The 15,426-nt window shown below is 58.9% G+C and carries 15 protein-coding genes and 5 pseudogenes; 8 read left to right on the top strand and 12 right to left on the bottom strand.

Annotated features, from left to right (window positions below):
• Window positions 1-118: 118 nt before the first annotated feature.
• The 4 genes from GR138_RS28360 to GR138_RS28345 form a co-directional block, all read right to left on the bottom strand.
• Window positions 119-394 carry a hypothetical protein gene (locus tag GR138_RS28360; protein ID WP_160862624.1) on the bottom strand — a complete coding sequence of 92 codons (276 nt, stop codon included), beginning with the start codon at window positions 392-394 and terminating at the stop codon, window positions 119-121.
• A gap of 97 nt (window positions 395-491) precedes the next feature.
• Window positions 492-872 (bottom strand): DUF6481 family protein, encoded by a 381-nt coding sequence (locus GR138_RS28355; protein ID WP_160862623.1) that lies wholly within the window; start codon window positions 870-872, stop codon window positions 492-494.
• 30 nt (window positions 873-902) lie between these two features.
• Complete coding sequence (locus GR138_RS28350; protein WP_160862655.1) at window positions 903-1,127, bottom strand: hypothetical protein; 225 nt, start codon at window positions 1,125-1,127, stop codon at window positions 903-905.
• 121 nt (window positions 1,128-1,248) lie between these two features.
• Complete coding sequence (locus GR138_RS28345; protein ID WP_130520340.1) at window positions 1,249-1,458, bottom strand: cold-shock protein; 210 nt, start codon at window positions 1,456-1,458, stop codon at window positions 1,249-1,251.
• A gap of 403 nt (window positions 1,459-1,861) precedes the next feature.
• On the opposite strand from GR138_RS28345, the gene GR138_RS28340 reads away from it, so the two are divergent.
• The 6 genes and pseudogenes from GR138_RS28340 to GR138_RS28315 all read left to right on the top strand — a co-directional run.
• The gene (locus GR138_RS28340; protein ID WP_160862622.1) at window positions 1,862-2,716 is read left to right on the top strand and encodes a ComEC/Rec2 family competence protein; all 855 of its coding nucleotides are present in this window, start codon (window positions 1,862-1,864) and stop codon (window positions 2,714-2,716) included.
• Window positions 2,717-2,719: 3 nt separating this feature from the next.
• Entirely contained in the window at window positions 2,720-3,970 is a 1,251-nt protein-coding gene (locus GR138_RS28335; protein WP_160862621.1) for a ThiF family adenylyltransferase, read from the top strand.
• A gap of 14 nt (window positions 3,971-3,984) precedes the next feature.
• Window positions 3,985-4,557 carry a hypothetical protein gene (locus GR138_RS28330; protein WP_160862620.1) on the top strand — a complete coding sequence of 191 codons (573 nt, stop codon included), beginning with the start codon at window positions 3,985-3,987 and terminating at the stop codon, window positions 4,555-4,557.
• Window positions 4,509-4,961 carry a Mov34/MPN/PAD-1 family protein gene (locus GR138_RS28325; protein WP_210253456.1) on the top strand — a complete coding sequence of 151 codons (453 nt, stop codon included), beginning with the start codon at window positions 4,509-4,511 and terminating at the stop codon, window positions 4,959-4,961. The genes GR138_RS28330 and GR138_RS28325 overlap by 49 nt, the downstream gene beginning before the upstream one ends.
• On the top strand, window positions 4,954-5,319 hold the full coding sequence (locus GR138_RS28320) for a patatin-like phospholipase family protein (RefSeq protein ID WP_160862618.1): 366 nt from the start codon (window positions 4,954-4,956) through the stop codon (window positions 5,317-5,319). Before GR138_RS28325 ends, GR138_RS28320 begins: the two co-directional genes overlap by 8 nt.
• Before the next feature lie 149 nt (window positions 5,320-5,468).
• Window positions 5,469-5,666 (top strand): annotated as a pseudogene (locus GR138_RS28315) (IS6 family transposase); the annotation flags it as partial.
• Between the two features lie 163 nt (window positions 5,667-5,829).
• On the opposite strand, the gene GR138_RS28310 reads toward GR138_RS28315, so the two are convergent.
• The gene (locus GR138_RS28310; protein WP_246200798.1) at window positions 5,830-6,390 is read right to left on the bottom strand and encodes a TetR/AcrR family transcriptional regulator; all 561 of its coding nucleotides are present in this window, start codon (window positions 6,388-6,390) and stop codon (window positions 5,830-5,832) included.
• Between the two features lie 289 nt (window positions 6,391-6,679).
• On the bottom strand, window positions 6,680-7,417 hold the full coding sequence (locus tag GR138_RS28305; protein ID WP_160862616.1) for an SDR family oxidoreductase: 738 nt from the start codon (window positions 7,415-7,417) through the stop codon (window positions 6,680-6,682).
• A gap of 284 nt (window positions 7,418-7,701) precedes the next feature.
• Between GR138_RS28305 and GR138_RS28300 the strand changes: the two are divergent.
• Window positions 7,702-7,898 (top strand): annotated as a pseudogene (locus GR138_RS28300) (IS6 family transposase); the annotation flags it as partial.
• 1,262 nt (window positions 7,899-9,160) lie between these two features.
• Window positions 9,161-9,735: pseudogene (locus tag GR138_RS28295) on the top strand (IS5 family transposase); the annotation flags it as partial.
• Window positions 9,736-9,867: 132 nt separating this feature from the next.
• Here the strand turns inward: GR138_RS28295 and GR138_RS28290 are convergent.
• The 6 genes and pseudogenes from GR138_RS28290 to GR138_RS28265 all read right to left on the bottom strand — a co-directional run bounded on the left by GR138_RS28290 (window position 9,868) and on the right by GR138_RS28265 (window position 15,412).
• On the bottom strand, window positions 9,868-10,914 hold the full coding sequence (locus GR138_RS28290) for a sn-glycerol-3-phosphate import ATP-binding protein UgpC (protein ID WP_160862615.1): 1,047 nt from the start codon (window positions 10,912-10,914) through the stop codon (window positions 9,868-9,870).
• The gene (gene ugpE / locus GR138_RS28285; protein WP_160862614.1) at window positions 10,914-11,762 is read right to left on the bottom strand and encodes a sn-glycerol-3-phosphate ABC transporter permease UgpE; all 849 of its coding nucleotides are present in this window, start codon (window positions 11,760-11,762) and stop codon (window positions 10,914-10,916) included. The genes GR138_RS28290 and ugpE overlap by 1 nt, the downstream gene beginning before the upstream one ends.
• Before the next feature lie 9 nt (window positions 11,763-11,771).
• Entirely contained in the window at window positions 11,772-12,653 is an 882-nt protein-coding gene (ugpA, locus tag GR138_RS28280) for a sn-glycerol-3-phosphate ABC transporter permease UgpA (RefSeq protein ID WP_160862613.1), read from the bottom strand.
• Window positions 12,654-12,740: 87 nt separating this feature from the next.
• On the bottom strand, window positions 12,741-14,048 hold the full coding sequence (ugpB, locus tag GR138_RS28275; RefSeq protein WP_160862612.1) for a sn-glycerol-3-phosphate ABC transporter substrate-binding protein UgpB: 1,308 nt from the start codon (window positions 14,046-14,048) through the stop codon (window positions 12,741-12,743).
• A gap of 275 nt (window positions 14,049-14,323) precedes the next feature.
• Window positions 14,324-14,585, bottom strand: a pseudogene (locus GR138_RS28270) (transposase); the annotation flags it as partial.
• A 75-nt stretch (window positions 14,586-14,660) separates the two neighbouring features.
• Window positions 14,661-15,412, bottom strand: a pseudogene (locus GR138_RS28265) (IS6 family transposase).
• Between the last annotated feature and the right edge of the window lie 14 nt (window positions 15,413-15,426).

Here is a 15,426-nt window from a genome sequence, read left to right as displayed (position 1 = left end):
TATCGCGGCGTTGGAGTGATTTAGGCAGGAGCCTTACAGAGCAGCCTCGCAGACCACAAGAAAAGTTCAGGTACGGTAGCGTATAAAGACCGGCGGTTCGGATGACCGTCTATCGTGTTCAGGCACGATCGTAGGTAAAGGAGGTCAGCAGCGTCGTCACGAAATTGCTTGCCCGTTCCTTGACCAGCATTTCGGTCCACTCGCTGGTTGCGCGAAGCCTCAAGTCGGTCTGGATGCTGTCGACGGCCGCTTCTTCAATCCGCTTTATATGGGCGCTGAAGGCTGCTTCACCCGCACCATGGTACATGTCACGGATGACCATGCGCAGGATTTCCTGGATCGCTATCTGCCAGGCCGTACTGATGGCCTGCAGTTCGTTCGTGTTCGGTGCCATCAAAGGCTCCCAAGGAATGAGTACGTTCGAGCGCGACTGTATATCACGCCTTGATCTATTCCACGGCCGCCTCCATTAGAAAGCGGGCGCCTGGGCGTTAAGTCTGCCGGGCCTTCCGGGCGGCGTAACGTCGGTCGCGTTCGGCCTTGCGAGCGGCCGCATCTTCAAGGACACGCAATATCCGAGCGTTTTCAGCGGACTGTCGCGCCTCAATCTCGGCTGCGGCGGCTGCCTCGATGGCTGCCTGCTTTTGCGTGGCAAGAGTTTCGAGGCGGGTGCGCTCCTCGATTTTCAGTCGTTCCCGTTCCGCACGGCGCGCTTCGCGGGTTTCAACAAGTGAGATGCGCTCCGCCTGTCGGGCGGCTTGAACCGGCTCTGCCGCCGTCTTTGCGGCCCGGTAGGCTGTGAGAAGAGCGGCCTTGGCGTCCGCAGCAGCGGAGCGTCGGTCGGTGAGGTCGTTATTTCTGGCGGGTCTCAAATCATTATCCTGATTTAGCGTTTGGGATGATCAACTGGCCTTGGATCGTTTGGCAAGAAGCGCCGATGTTGCAGACATCCGGTCTGCTTGCTCCTTCGCGAGGCGCGCTTCGCGCAGCCTGACTGTCTTGGCGTCGCGTGCTTGAACTTCGGATTCGAGCTCTTCCGCCGCATTGTTCTTGGCGAAGAACTCCGTCTGGAGATTGCCGAAGGCGGTCTCGGCCTGCTGGCGAGATTTACTATATGTCTCTGTCACTGAATGTCCTCGATGTGGCTTGAGGCCAGAACGAAAAAGGCCAGGCATGACGCCTGGCCTAAAAGTGATAATTGCTTCCGGCAGTGCCAGTACATCCGTGGTCAAAGGGAAGCAGCCATCCTTAGGCAGCCTGCAGATTGCAGGCCGACATCTTACCTGACTTCTTGTCGCGCTCGAGGTCGAAGCCGATCTTCTGGCCTTCGACGAGATCGCGCATTCCAGCGCGCTCGACAGCCGAGATGTGAACGAAAGCGTCAGCGCCGCCATCGTCAGGCTGAATGAAGCCGAAGCCTTTGGTGGAATTGAACCATTTAACTGTGCCAGTGGTCATTGTGAACCCTTTCAAGCATAGAGCGAAGAACTGCGGAGCGGATGCCACGCAGACGAAAACCGACTATTTTTGAAAGAGAAGTTCGCTTAGAGCGCGGTGCCAATCGCGCGGTAGACAAAGCTCGGCAAGCAAAAGATCGATGGGACATCAATACGTGAAGGCAGGCGCTGGGTCAACGATTAGTTTTCAAATGCCTCGACCAATATCTCTGGGTTGCATTTTTTTGCGCAACTTAACCTCTTTGCTAAGAATGGAGAGGAGTGCGGATCTTAATTCTCAGTGTCTTAGCGCTGGCCTTCTAGACCGAGTTGTCGCATTCACCCATCTCGACAAGGATCATATTTATCGGTCGAGCGAGTTCTTCTGGTTCGACCATGCGCAGAAGTATCAGGGTGGCGATCGCATGAAGATCGACGAACTGTGGGTTCCGGCGGGTGCGATTACCGAGATGTCACTGGACGACGACGCCAGGATCATCCGGCAGGAAGCGCGGCATCGCCTCATCAAGGGAACCGGCATCAAGGTCTTTTCACGCCCGGAGGCACTTGCTTCGTTCCTCGAGGACAACGGCCTTACGATCCCCGACCGCGAGCACTGCATCATCGACGCGGGCAAGCTCGTTCCCGGGTTCGACAAATGGGGGCCGGAAGCGGCGGAGTTCTTCGTGCACAGCCCATTCGCATGGCGGACGGATGCTGGCCTGATCGACCGCAACCAGGGGTCCATCGTGGTTCACATGACGATGCGCGAGGGACTGAGCGAGACCTACGCGCTGCTCGGTGCCGACATCGATCATGAGAGCTTGTCGCAGATCGTTCGTACCAGCCGTGATCGCGGGAATGAGCATCGCCTCCACTGGGATGTCCTCAAGCTCTTCCATCATTGCTCTTATCTGTCGTTGTCGCCAGACAAGGGTGACGACATCACCGAACCCGTGGAAGATGTGAAGTGGCTCTTCGAAACTCTTGCCCGGCAGCACGAAAAGATCATCTCGCCAAGCTGGCCAATTCCTAAGAAGGGGACAAAGGAAGACGAGGATCCGCAGCCGCCACATCGTCAGGCGGCGGCCTACTATCGCAAGATCATCAAGGACTCCGACGGGGAGTTCCTGGTGACCATGGCAACACCGAGCGAAGCGAGGCCCACGCCGATCCGTTTGAAGATCACGGCGCAGGGCGTATCCGTCATGCTGGCCGCCGCGGCCACTGCAACCAGCGTTGCGGCTTCAACGCCCACGCGGGCGGGGCGCACGGGCTGAGAAATGTATTGGCAGCCTGAAGAGTCGGAAGTAGTCGACGAGAAGGATTTTGCCAGTTCGCTTGCAAAGGCGCTCGTCAACTACATCCGTGGCCCTGGTGCAAACTATGTAACCCTGGCCGAATGTCGGTGTTTCAAGGACTGGGATCTAGTCTCATTCGATCTGGTCATCGAGCGCCCGCAGCGGCCTGTCTACGATATCCGTTCTATCGAGTCAGTCACCGTCTGTTTTCAGAGATCGGAGCCCGGCGGGTTCTCGGTTCTCGTGCCCCGACCCGACTTCCCCGATACTCCGCACCAGAGCCTGATGATAGAAGGTTTTCCTGCAGGTCTCTGCATCGACGACAGGCCGTGGCAGGATACGAAGAGCTTCTATACGGCTGCCGAGCTGGTGGGGCGGCTGAGCGGCTGGTTTGAGAAAGCGTGTCAGGGCGAATTGCACGGGGCGGCGCAGCCCCTCGACCCCTTGTTCATTCCCGACAATTCGAGCGAGATCATCCTTCAGTCCGACTTCTGGGTCACCGTGGAGCGTAATGCTCCACTGTTTATATGGGCGGCGGACAAGGAAGCGAAGTGCCTCTTCGTTTCCGGGAAGCGACCCGGCAACGTCGTGGGGAACAACCTGCGGTGCATGGCAGTGCACTGTTCGATCCAACCGCAGGTGATGGCGCGAATGAAGCGCGCCCCACGCGATCTAGGTCAGTTAAGCGACTTCCTCACCGGAGCCGGGGTCGATTTCCAGGACGTGCTCGAGAAACGCATCAAGGAATGGATTCAAGGGCAGAATGAGAACGGTGAGGGAATGCGTCTTACCTGTTTCCTCATCAGCATGCCGCAGATCAATCCCGCAACCAATCAGGTAGGTGTCACGGAGACCGTCGCGTTCGTTTCGTCGTTCAGCCCCGGGGAGATCGGCGAGAAGATAGGGTTCCTCTATCGCAACGGGAGTGACGAAGCGAAAGAGATCAACTTCCTGCCGACTTTCGCCGCGACGGTTTCCATGGAAAACACTCGCGACATCCAGGTCCAGATGTCGTTCGTGCACAGTGAATTCGATGCCGAAGGCGCTGCCGTCCTCTCGGGTGGCGATCACGCGGACAACCGCCGCATTCTCATGGTCGGAGCTGGGTCCGCTGGATCGACAATTTCCGAAACCCTCGTCCGTCAGGGCCTTTTCAAGTGGACGCTGGTGGACAACGACACACTCCTGCCGCACAACATCGCCCGTCACACACCCTTACGGGCCAGTTTGTAGGACAGAAAAAGGCCGTGGCGCTGGCGGGCCGCCTCAATCTCGTTAGGTCCGATGTCGATGTCCGGCACGTTGTCGAGAATGTTCTCGCTCCGAAGGACAGCGGCGCACTTGAAGCGAGGATCGCGGAAGCCGAGCTGATCCTCGATGCATCTGCATCGGTCCCTGTGTCCCGTTGGGTATCTGATCTCCCTGGCACGTCACGCCGCATGTGCGCGTTCTTTTCGCCGGATGGCAGGTCGGGCATCGTCATGATTGAAGATGAAGCACGCACGATCACCCTTCGCGATCTCGAAGCTGCCTATCTACGAGAGGTGTTGGTCAATGATCGTCTGCAGGACCATCTCGGTGCTGCCAACAGAATGCAATACACCGGTGCTTGCAGGTCGCTGACAAATCGGATCCCGATGGCTTCGATCCAGATCCTGTCTGCTCTCATCTCCGCGGAAATCGCTTCTGGCTCCAAGATCGCTACATCGACGCTGAAGATCTGGACGATCGATGACCAGGGTGTCGGAAAGATCTCGGTCGCTGGAGAAACTTGCCGACTATCGGAAAGAGGCTGGACCGTCTCGATGCCGGATCGTTGAAGGATGAGTTGCGGAGTAAGCGGAGCGCCGCACTTCCTGATGAGACGGGCGGCTCCTTGATGGGGATGATCGATTTCGAGCGGCGGCGGATCGATGTCGTCGGTGCGCTGGCGCCTCCGCCGGATAGCGTCGGTACGACAGGCTCGTTCATCCGAGGTGTTTCCAAGCTCAAGATGGACATTGAGGCCGCTGCGTCCAGAGCTGGCAACCAAATCCGGTACATCGGCGAGTGGCATTCCCATCCGGAAGGCATGTCCTCCGCGCCAAGCAAGACGGACCTAGCCCAGATCCTTAAACTGAAGCATGCGATGGAGATCGAGGGTCTTCCAGCGATATCGGTGATTGTTGCGGAGAAAAGCGTGTCCGTATTGATCGGCGGCCCGGAGGGAGCGGTGCATGGATAACGAAGTTGTGACATGGAGGATCGGGCTCGCCCTGTCTGGCGGCGGCATTCGCGCTGCCGTGTTCCATCTCGGAGTGCTTCGGCATCTCGCCGAGCAAAGGCTCCTCGAGCAGGTAACGCAGATATCAACCGTATCTGGTGGTAGCCTCATCATCGGCGCGATCTTCTCACATGCCGATCTGCGATGGCCGGCATCCAAGCAGTTTCTGGAAGTAATCTATCCCGCGCTGCGGTCTCGGCTCTCCGAAGGAGATCTGTTTTCGATCCGTGCTCTCGGGTGGGAAGGCGTACTCCGCGAGAACTATCGGATTCTCTTCAGCGGGGGCCAGATCCTGCCTCGGCTGCTTGAGTGTGATTAAGCATTGAAGTTTGACCCCTTTCGGCGCGGAAGAATGACCCCAGCTCGGACAGGAAACACGCTGATCAATTTGTTGTTTCTTCGGCGTAGCGAGGGTTAGCCTTCTGCGCCGATGGTGGAGTCAAATGCCACGCCGAAACACAACCAAGAATCGCGCATGCGGTCTGGCTGTATTTCCGGTTTCCGTTAAGCCTGCGCCTTATCGAAGAGATGCTATTGGAACGTGGGATCGGACTCTCTTATGAAACGATCCGCCGGTGGGGTCGGAAATTTGGTCCGGCTTATGCAAAGCAACTGCGTCGCAAGCGAGCCTCGCGCAGGGACATCTGGCATCTGGATGAGGTCCTTGCCCATCATGAACTCGGCAATCGCACGACGGGAGCCGGGTTCTCTCCCTATATCTCACTCGCAGGTTCTGACTTGCAACGTAGCGGCGGGTCGCAGCCCCCCGTTCTCCCGTGCGGGAATTTTAATTGATTGCCCCCGAAAACGACGAGCGCCCAGCCTTGAGTCAGTCGTCCGCTGGCCAGATGAACATTGCGGCTTCAATGATCATATTGAGCTTATCAATAGACGCTCCATCGCGGGCTTGGATCGAAAGTCCTTCCAGAACCGTAGTGTAGAAAGCAGCAAGCTGATCGACATCCGCAGCGGGACTCAGATCCCCCTCCGCAACGCCCTGTTCAAGCCTAATCTTCAATGCCTTTTCTCCGTCAAGGCGATTTTTGGCAAGAAACGCGCGAACTCCTTCGTTTGCTGGAGCACCCAGAAGAGACGACAGAACAATCATGCATCCCCGCGGTCCTTCGTCGGATGTATAGGCGCGAGCATTGGCCAACAGCATGGTTTCAACAGCCCCTCGGGCTGTCGCCGACATGGTCAAACTCTGCGTCGTCGCTCGTCCTTCGAGGCGGTCGTAGAGCTCGACCGCCTCTCGAAAGATCTCCTCCTTGCAACCGAAGGCGGAGTAGAGGCTCGGTTTGTTCACGCCCATTGCAAGCACCAGATCCTGAATGGAGGTAGCTTCATAGCCTTGCGCCCAGAAGATGCGCATGGCTGCTAGCAGAGCCATGTCCCGGTCAAATTGCCTCGGGCGGCCGATTGCGGGTGACGCTTGCGAGTCGGGGCCAGTTCTCATGCTTCCACCATCAGCTGCCACATTAGATCATCCGACTCGCGCCACGGGCAATCTCTTGATAATCAGAGCCAGGCGGTCCCTGACGCTGCGTTCAACACAATTAACTCCCCCGCCGGAAGAATCACAGTTCTTTCTGGCCGTGAAAATATTCGCCGCGGCCTTCGTTACAGAATGAGCTGCGAGAAATCATCAGCTTCAGTTCGATTGTTCCCGTGGCTGTTCGCTATGCAGTAAAGCCGCCATCGATGGCCAATGAGGATCCAGTGATGAACCGACTTTCTGCGCTTGCGAGAAACCCGACAGCGGCCGCGATTTCGCTGCGCTCAGCGTAACGCCTGATTGCCATAAGCTCCAGTTCGGCCTCAACCGTCGGGCCGTCAGCTGGGTTCATATCCGTGTCGGTAGAGCCAGGATCGATAATGTTGACCGTAATGCCACGTTCACCGACTTCGCGCGCCAGTCCCTTCGTAAAGCCGATCAGGGCAGACTTGCTCATCGCATACAATGTCACTCCGCCATAGGGTACTCGCTGGGCAAAGCAGGAACCGATGGAAATTATGCTCCCGCCGGTACCCATATGAGCGAGGGCGGCCTGTGAGGCGACGAATACTGCCCGTACATGGATCGCCAGTGTATCGTCGATCTCCTGGAGCGACACGTTCTCGACAGGTCCAGCGTAAAATATGCCAGCGCTGTTGACCAGAATATCCAGCCGTCCGAATTGATTGGCGACGTGATCGACAGCGCTTCGAACCGCGGCCGGGTCACGACTGTCCGCCTTTATGCTTAGTACCCTGCGGCCATCGAGCCGAAGCTCACGGACAATGCGATCCGCCGCTTGATCTGACGCCGCGTAGGTGAACGCGACATCTGCACCTCCTCGAGCGAGATGTTGAACAATGGCAGCGCCAATGCCTCGTGACCCTCCGGTTACGAGGGCGACTTTTCCTTTGAATTTCACCGCGACAGCTCCTTATGTACCGATCGGTAAAAAAGTACTATCCGCGAAATTCGATGGCGTCAAATGTTTTGTACCGATCGGTATAACTCCTAGCAATGTGGGATGATCCCCCAACCGCCAGGGAACTGTACGGCTTCACGGTCGAAGTGGCTTGCGCGAGTTGTCACGCGCGGGAAGGACTGGTGGGTCTTGCAGCAACGAATGCCAATGCCATGGTTGCCGCGACCACGGGAGGTCCTCCCGTCTTCAGCACCAATGCGATCGCCTTCGGCTTTCCGCTCGGCGAAGACACGCGAAGGCGTGAGCGGATCATGCGGCGGTTCAAGTCACGCCGGCACCTTCAGCGCTTCGTCTCGATCCACGATCCGATCGCCAATCTCTTCCACATTACTCGGCACGACATTTCCTCGAACCATCATCGCGAACTACGGACCGCCGCGAGCAGATGTGGAACGAGATCGCTCAGCTTGCGCACGCCTGACGGTAGGGCGTCTACGCCGACCGCACTTGAGCGGCGTTAACTTTACAGTGCCCGACCGCCTTTTTCTCAGTGTGTTGCGCTGACTACACTGTTCGGCACTTCTGCGCCTTCGGCTGAATACATAAACGCGTCTATTTCACGAATAAAAGAAGCCGGGTCCATGCGCAAACAAGGTCCCGGCTGAATATTCATCGTAGAGGCCCCACGACGATCCGGGCACATTAGCACAACCGCACATTGGATCAAGCATCAGTTACTCTAGCAAAAAAGAACCCGGCTTGGCGGAGTCGGGTTCTTTTCACAGCCGGCTTCAGGTTTCGCAGGGGCAAGAGGCTGTCCCGACTGCAGTTAAACATTAGCATTTACTGCCGAATGAACAACTGTCGTCGCATAGACACATTGAGCGATGTCGTTGATAGCGAATCCGGATCAAAGTGGGGACGGACTTATGCAGCCGTCTGCTAAGCACTATAGAACATGCGCGCGCTCGCCTCGACAATCGACCGGTAACGCCTTGCATCAACCGAAATCGGAACAGTTTCAATCAGATATTTTGCGAACGCAGCTTATGCGCCTTCTGATTGGTCAAACCAAGGCTGTGAGGTGATGTTGTCAAAGGTTGCTTTCAGTTCCGCAAGCTATTCCGGTTCAAACGCCGACTTTACGAAGACATGGTTCATTGAGTCCTCCCGTGTTTTTGCACGCTCAAGATTTTGACATAGCAATGTGACGAGCAAACGAGTCCCTATATCGACAAGTACAAAATAGGAATACGCCTTATTGAGACCCCAAGCGTGTGTGGTTAGATCTGGAATCGTACCTGCGTGGACAGCACGCCACGCTCCGCGATCTTTTGCCGGCTATCGAGCTTGGCGGCCACTGCTCGCCTTGTGAGCGCACGCCGGAGTTGATCGGTGGGAGATAGCTAGCAGACTCGGCACGCACCGCTATGTGTCGGACTTGCGCCCTGCCCTTAGGTGTATGGGGTGCGGCAACAAAGGTTCAAACACGTCGGTATTCTGCATAGCGGCGCGGTAGTGATGTATATTTCCAGTTGCTAAAATCAGAGGAACACTGGCGGAACAGTTATTGCTCAGTTGAAGAACTGCCGCGATGCACTAAGCCTTTCGGATGATCGGGCCGATACAACTTTATCTATTTCGACAACTCAACCGCCACCGAAAACCGCTATCTTCGCGGCATGAGCAACTTCGCGATCATAGTCGTTTGCACATCACTCGGCAGCTTCCTGACCATGGGCAGGACTGCAAGTCTACGGCGCGGGCCAATGCCCGAGGAAAAGCATGGCACCAAATCTCGTCGCAACTGGCGCAAACTACACTTGGCACAGGATGCCGACAGCGGCGACATCATCGCAGATGTCGTGACGGACCAGAACGCCGGCGACGCTTCACAGGTGGAGCCGCTGCTCGACCGGATCGGCGTGTCGATCAGGCAGTTCACGGCCGATGGCGCTTATGACGGGGATCCGACCTATGACGCCGTCACCAGGCACAGTCCCGAAGCCGCGGTGGTCATTCCACCCCGCGCCAATGCGCTGGATCGGCCGGACAGCGATTGCCCAACTCAGCGAGACCGACACATTGCTGCGATCAACGCCGATGGCCGGATGAAGCGGCAGGTCGCGACCGGCTACGGCAAGCGATCGTTGGTAGAGACCGCGATCGGTCGTTACAAATCGACTATTGGTCGTCGGCTGCGGGCACGCTCATTCTCAGCTCAGCAAACCGAGGTCGCCGTCGGCTGTACCATCCTCAATCGAATGCTGGCATGCGCACGCCCGAAATCCATCCGGTGTGGGAAAGCTACAGCGTAGTCACAGCATCACAGACGGAAGTCTGTTCTTTTCACGACCGATGCACCAACGCCCCAGGACGACAGTTTTGCCGTGGCCCGGGACCTGAAGGTCCTCATGGAACGCCTGATCCTACCGTGACGCCCCTTTCGGCTAAGCCAGCCGCATACCCCGCCCGTCGAAGAAATGCAGGCTAGACGCCGCAGCGCCAATGGTCATGGTGTCGTCCATCGCGATGCGCGAACGGCCGGCGACACGGAAGACGATCGGCGTGCCATCCGGCAGCGTAGCGTGCACGTAGCTCTCCGCCCCGACAAGCTCGACGGCGGCGACCTTGACGTCGGCCCGGAAGGTATCGTCGCGGCCCTCCTCCGCCAGGTGCAGGTCCTCCGGCCGGATGCCGAGGGTGGCCGTCCCGTCCGGCATGGCCGACGCGCCGGAAAGCGTCCATCCGTCGCCGGTCGCCGGCGCGACGAGGAGGCTCATCGACGGCGAGCCGATGAAGGTGGCGACGAAGGTCGTCGCCGGCTTCTCGTAAAGCTCGATCGGCGTGCCGACCTGCTCGATATGCCCGCCGTTCAGCACGACGAGCCGGTCGGCGAGCGTCATCGCCTCCATCTGGTCGTGGGTGACATAGACGCTGGTCGTCGCGAGGGAGCGTTGCAGCCGCTTGATCTCCACCCGCATCTGCACGCGCAGCTTGGCATCGAGATTGGAAAGCGGTTCGTCGAACAGATAGGCGGCGGGCTCGCGCACAATGGCCCGGCCCATGGCGACACGCTGACGCTGGCCGCCGGACAATTGCCGCGGCTTGCGCTCGAGGAACGGCTCGATCTCCAGCGCCTTGGCCGCCTCGGCAATCCGCCGGTCGATTTCCGGCCTGGGCGTGTTGCGGTTCTTCAGGCCGTAAGCGAGGTTCTGGCGCACCGTCATGTGCGGATAGAGCGCATAGTTCTGGAACACCATGGCGATATCGCGGCCCGATGGCTCCAGATCGTTGACGACCCGGTCGCCAATCGAGATCGTGCCGCCGGTAATACCTTCGAGCCCGGCGATCATGCGCAAGAGCGTCGATTTCCCGCAGCCCGACGGGCCGACCAGCACGATCAGTTCGCCATCGGCGATGTCGAGCGAGACGCCCTTGATGGCTTCGACCGTCCCGTATGTCTTGCGGACATCGTTGAGTGCTATCCTGGCCATTATTTCTCCGTCTCCACGAGACCTTTGACGAACCATCGCTGCATCAGCACGACGACGAGGATGGGCGGGATGATGGCGAGGATCGCCGTCACCATGACGTAGTTCCACGGCGTGGAGGCGTCCGTGAAGTCCACCATGCGGCGCAGCCCGATGATGATCGTGTTCATCTTCGCATCGTTGGTAACGAGAAGCGGCCAGAGATACTGCGTCCAGCCGTAAATGAAGAGGATCACGAAGAGCGCCGCGATATTGGTGCTCGACAGCGGCAGCAGGATATCGCGCATGAAGCGGAACGGCCCGGCATTGTCGATGCGCGCCGCCTCGACCAGTTCGCCGGGAATGGTGAGGAAGAACTGCCGGAACAGGAATGTCGCGGTGGCCGATGCCATCAGCGGCAGCGTCAGCCCGGCATAGGTATCGATCAGGCCGAGATCGACGATCACCTTGTAGGTCGGCAGGATGCGCACCTCCACCGGCAGCATCAGGGTGACGAAGATCATCCAGAAGAACACCATGCGCAGCCGAAAACGGAAGAAGACGATGGCGAAGGCGGAGAGGAACGAGATGACGATCTTGCCGACCGCGATGGCGACGGCCACGACGAAGGAATTGAACAGCAGCCGCTCCAGGCTGACGCCGACGACCCGCTCGACGCCGCCGGCCATCGCGTCGGAATAGTTCTCGACCAGATGCCCGCCCGGCAGCAGCGACATGGGCGGCCGGATGATCGCCTCCGAGGTCATCGTCGAAGCAATGAAGGTATAGTAGATCGGGAAGGCGACGACGATGATCCCGACGATCAGGACGAGGTGGCCGATGAGATTGGCGATGGGGCGTTTTTCGATCATGGCCTCTCCTCACCCGTAATGCACGCGCTTCTCGACGAAGCGGAACTGGAAGGCGGTCAGCGCGATGACGATGATCATCAGGATCACCGATTGCGCGGCGGAGGAGCCGAGGTTGAGGTTGACGAAACCGTCATTGTAGACCTTGTAGACCAGCGTCTCGGTCGCCTTGGCCGGGCCGCCGCCAGTGACCGCGTGGATGATGCCGAACGTGTCGAAGAAGGCATAGACGGTGTTGACCACGAGGAGGAAGAAGGTGGTGGGGGCAAGAAGCGGGAAGACGATGGTCCAGAAGCGCCGCGTGCCGCGCGCGCCGTCGATGGAGGCCGCCTCGATCAGCGATTTCGGGATCGCCTGCAGGCCGGCGACGAAGAACAGGAAATTGTAGCTGATCTGCTTCCAGGCGGCCGCGACCACGATGAGCGCCATGGCCTGGTCGCCGTTGAGAAGCGGGTCCCAGCCGAAGCCGTTGCGCCGGAGCAGGTAGGCAAGCGTGCCCATGGCCGGGTTGAACATGAAGAGCCAGAGCATGCCGGCAACGGCCGGCGCCACCGCATAGGGCCAGATCAGCAGCGTGCGATAGAGCGTCTGGCCGCGCACCACCTTGTCGGCGGTGGTCGCCAGCAGCAGCGCGACGCCCATCGACACCAGCGCCGTCAGGACAATGAAGACCACGGTGACCTGCAGCGAGGAGAGGTAGTTCGGATCGGCGAGCACGGCGGAAAAATTGGCAAGGCCGACGAAGCCGCTCTTCAGGCCGAACGGATCCTCGCGCAGGGTCGACTGGTAGATCGCCTGGCTCGCCGGCCAGAAGAAGAAGACCACGGTGAGGATGATCTGCGGCGCCACCAGGAGATAGGGCAGGATCTTGTTGGGGAAGGCGACGGTGTGCAAGGCGGTCTCCCGAAGCGACAATTCAAGACGCGCCGTCCGCCGCCCGCGCCCTGAAGGCGGCGGGCGGCATCCGGCATCCTACTACGCTCAGTTGCCGATCGCCTCCGCGATCGCCGCATTGCCGCGCTCGACGGACTTGTCGAGCGCTGTCTTGGCGTCCTGCGAGCCGGCCAGCATCGCCTCGAACTCCTCGTTCATGATGTCGCGCACCTGCGGCAGGTTGACGAGGCGCACGCCCTTCGAGTTCTCGGTCGGCGCCTTGCCCATCATCTGCAGGATCGGCGTCTCGCGGGCCGGGTTCTTCTCGTAGAAGCCAGACTTCTTGGTTTCCTCATAGGCCGCGTTGGTGACCGGCAGGTAGCCGGAGACCTGGTGGAGGCGAGCCTGGATCTGCGTCTGCGACAGGAAGTTGAAGAACTGCGCGACGCCCTTGTATTCCTCGTCGCTCTTGCCGCCGAAGACCCAGAGGCTGGCGCCGCCGGGAATGGTGTTCTGCGGGCCGTGGCCTTCATAATAGGGCAACTGGCCGATACCGTAGTTGACGCCGGACTTGACGATATCGCCGAGGCCGCCAGAGGATTCGGTCAGGATCGCGCATTCGCCCGACATGAATAGCTGCTTGGCTTCGGAGGTGCGCCCGCCGTAACGGAACGTGCCGTCCTTGGCAAGGTCGGCGATGGCCTGGAAATGCTCCACGAACAGCGGCGCGTTGAACTCGAGCTTCACATCGGTGCTACCGAGGCCGTTCTCGTTCGTGCCATAGGCGACATTGTTCCAGGCGGCGAAATTCTCGGTCTGAATCCAGGTTAGCCAGGTGGAGGTGATACCGCATTTCGCCGCGTCGCTCGCCTTGATCTTCTTTGCTGCCTCAAAGACTTCCGGCCAGGTCTTCGGCGGGTTCTCCGCGTCGAGCCCCGCCTTAGTGAAGGCGTCCTTGTTGTAGTAGAGGATCGGCGAGGACGAATTGTAGGGGAAGGACAGCATGGTGCCGTCCGGCTTGGAATAATAGGCGACGATGCCCGCGAGATACTGCGACTTGTCGAAGGTGTAGCCGCCCTTCTGCAAGACGTCGGCGGCCGGCACGATGGCGCCCTCGGCCCTCATCATCACGCCGCTGCCCGCGTCGAACACCTGGATGATCGCGGGCGGCTGCTTGGAGCGGTAGGCGGCGATGCCGGCGTTCAGCGTCTCGGGATAGGTTCCCTTGAACACCGGAACGACCTTGTACTCGCTCTGGCTTCCGTTGAATTCCTTCGCCAACTGGTCGACAACCTCGTTGTTGGCGCCGGTCATGGCATGCCACCATTGCAGTTCGGTTGCGGCAAGTGCGCTCGATCCAAGCAGGAGCGAAAGGGTGATGGCGGCTGTCGAGGTGGCGATGAGACGATTAGACATGTTTCCTCCCTGATGTTCCGGCCGCTGGAAACGACCTGTTCCGAAGGGAGATCCTCCTCGATCCCGCCCCGGCCCGCTTCGCAGCGAAGCAAGCTGCATTCAAAACGAAGAAAAACGAACCTGCAAACGAAATTATCGCTTTGCGACACGAATTTGCAGGACGGTCCGCCGTCGAAAGATTGCCCGGCGCTTAAGCCTTTTCTTACGTTAGGCGGCTATCTTCGGCGCGGGAGGCCTGTGTGGTCTGGCAGGAATGACGATGGGTACGGGATCGCATGATCGGGAACAGCGAAGTCTAGTCCAATCAACTCCAGCACCGAGGTCACGAAGCCTTCCGTCTGACGCAGGCGCAGACCGAACACCATTCCCAGGGTCAGGGCGGTCTCGATCGCCAGATCGGAATAGCGCGGTGGCCACCGCGTGTCGTGCGCTTCGGCGCCTGTCATGACGACAGTGCCTCCGGCGTCAAAGTGTCAGGCTGCCACGCCGACCAAGGCCTGCCTCATACTCCGCCCAGTTGGTCACCTTGAACTTCATCTTGCCGATACGATGACGGCGGAAGGTGATGTCACGTTGTTTTGCTGAGGCGAGATGAAGCGCTTGCCATTGAACTCAGGCAACTGAAACGGTCACGGCTTTCCACTGCGCCATAGCGCGGATCCGATGAATATGAGTGGCGAGTGCAGAGTGTTTCTGGTGGTGCTGGATGAAGTGATTTCTGACTGCCGAGAAGACCGAGATGAAACGTTGTAAGCCGCCGACAGATCGAAAGCCCTGCATCACCCTTTCTCGCTTTCGTAGCGGCAGGTGAGAATTTTCCGCGCGATTGTTCGGGCCTTTGTGCGATCGATGCTCGACGGCAGGCATCAGATCCCGCTTTGCTGCCCCATACGAGCGCAGTTTGTCGGTGACGATCCGCTTTGGAGCAAGGCCTTGCTTCTTCAGCAATCTGAGCAGCAATCGCCTGGCAGCCTTCGTGTCGCGACGAGCCTGTACGATTTCGTCGAGTACATACCCGTCCTGGTCGACGGCGCGCCAAAGCCAGTGCTTCCGACCACCAATGGAAATCACCACCTCGTCCAGATGCCAGATATCCTTTCGCGATGGCTTCTTTCTGCGCAACTGCTTTGCGTAGGCCGCCCCGAACTTGCGACCCCATCGCCGGATCGTTTCGTAAGAGACAATGATGCCGCGCTCCAGAAGCATTTCCTCAACCAGCCGCAGGCTCAATGGAAACCCGAAATAAAGCCAGACCGCGCGGGCAATGATCTGCGGCGGAAAACGGTGGTTCTTATAGCTGACGATGAGACTGCTCATCAGGCCCAGATAGCCAATCAACCGTTAAGCCACCAACAACGTGACAACGCCCCTACCAGAG

This window comes from Shinella kummerowiae, from assembly GCF_009827055.1.
GTDB lineage: Bacteria > Pseudomonadota > Alphaproteobacteria > Rhizobiales > Rhizobiaceae > Shinella > Shinella kummerowiae.
This window is presented reverse-complemented; position numbering and strand designations above follow the sequence as displayed.

Excerpts from the sequence above, each read along its gene's own strand:
- GR138_RS28360 (WP_160862624.1), bottom strand. The coding sequence starts at position 394 with ATGGCACCGAACACGAACGAACTGCAGGCCATCAGTACGGCCTGGCAG.
- GR138_RS28345 (WP_130520340.1), bottom strand. The coding sequence starts at position 1,458 with ATGACCACTGGCACAGTTAAATGGTTCAATTCCACCAAAGGCTTCGGC.
- GR138_RS28340 (WP_160862622.1), top strand. The coding sequence starts at position 1,862 with ATGAAGATCGACGAACTGTGGGTTCCGGCGGGTGCGATTACCGAGATG.
- GR138_RS28335 (WP_160862621.1), top strand. The coding sequence starts at position 2,720 with ATGTATTGGCAGCCTGAAGAGTCGGAAGTAGTCGACGAGAAGGATTTT.
- GR138_RS28320 (WP_160862618.1), top strand. The coding sequence starts at position 4,954 with ATGGATAACGAAGTTGTGACATGGAGGATCGGGCTCGCCCTGTCTGGC.
- GR138_RS28310 (WP_246200798.1), bottom strand. The coding sequence starts at position 6,390 with ATGGCTCTGCTAGCAGCCATGCGCATCTTCTGGGCGCAAGGCTATGAA.
- GR138_RS28290 (WP_160862615.1), bottom strand. The coding sequence starts at position 10,914 with ATGGCCAGGATAGCACTCAACGATGTCCGCAAGACATACGGGACGGTC.
- ugpE (WP_160862614.1), bottom strand. The coding sequence starts at position 11,762 with ATGATCGAAAAACGCCCCATCGCCAATCTCATCGGCCACCTCGTCCTG.
- ugpB (WP_160862612.1), bottom strand. The coding sequence starts at position 14,048 with ATGTCTAATCGTCTCATCGCCACCTCGACAGCCGCCATCACCCTTTCG.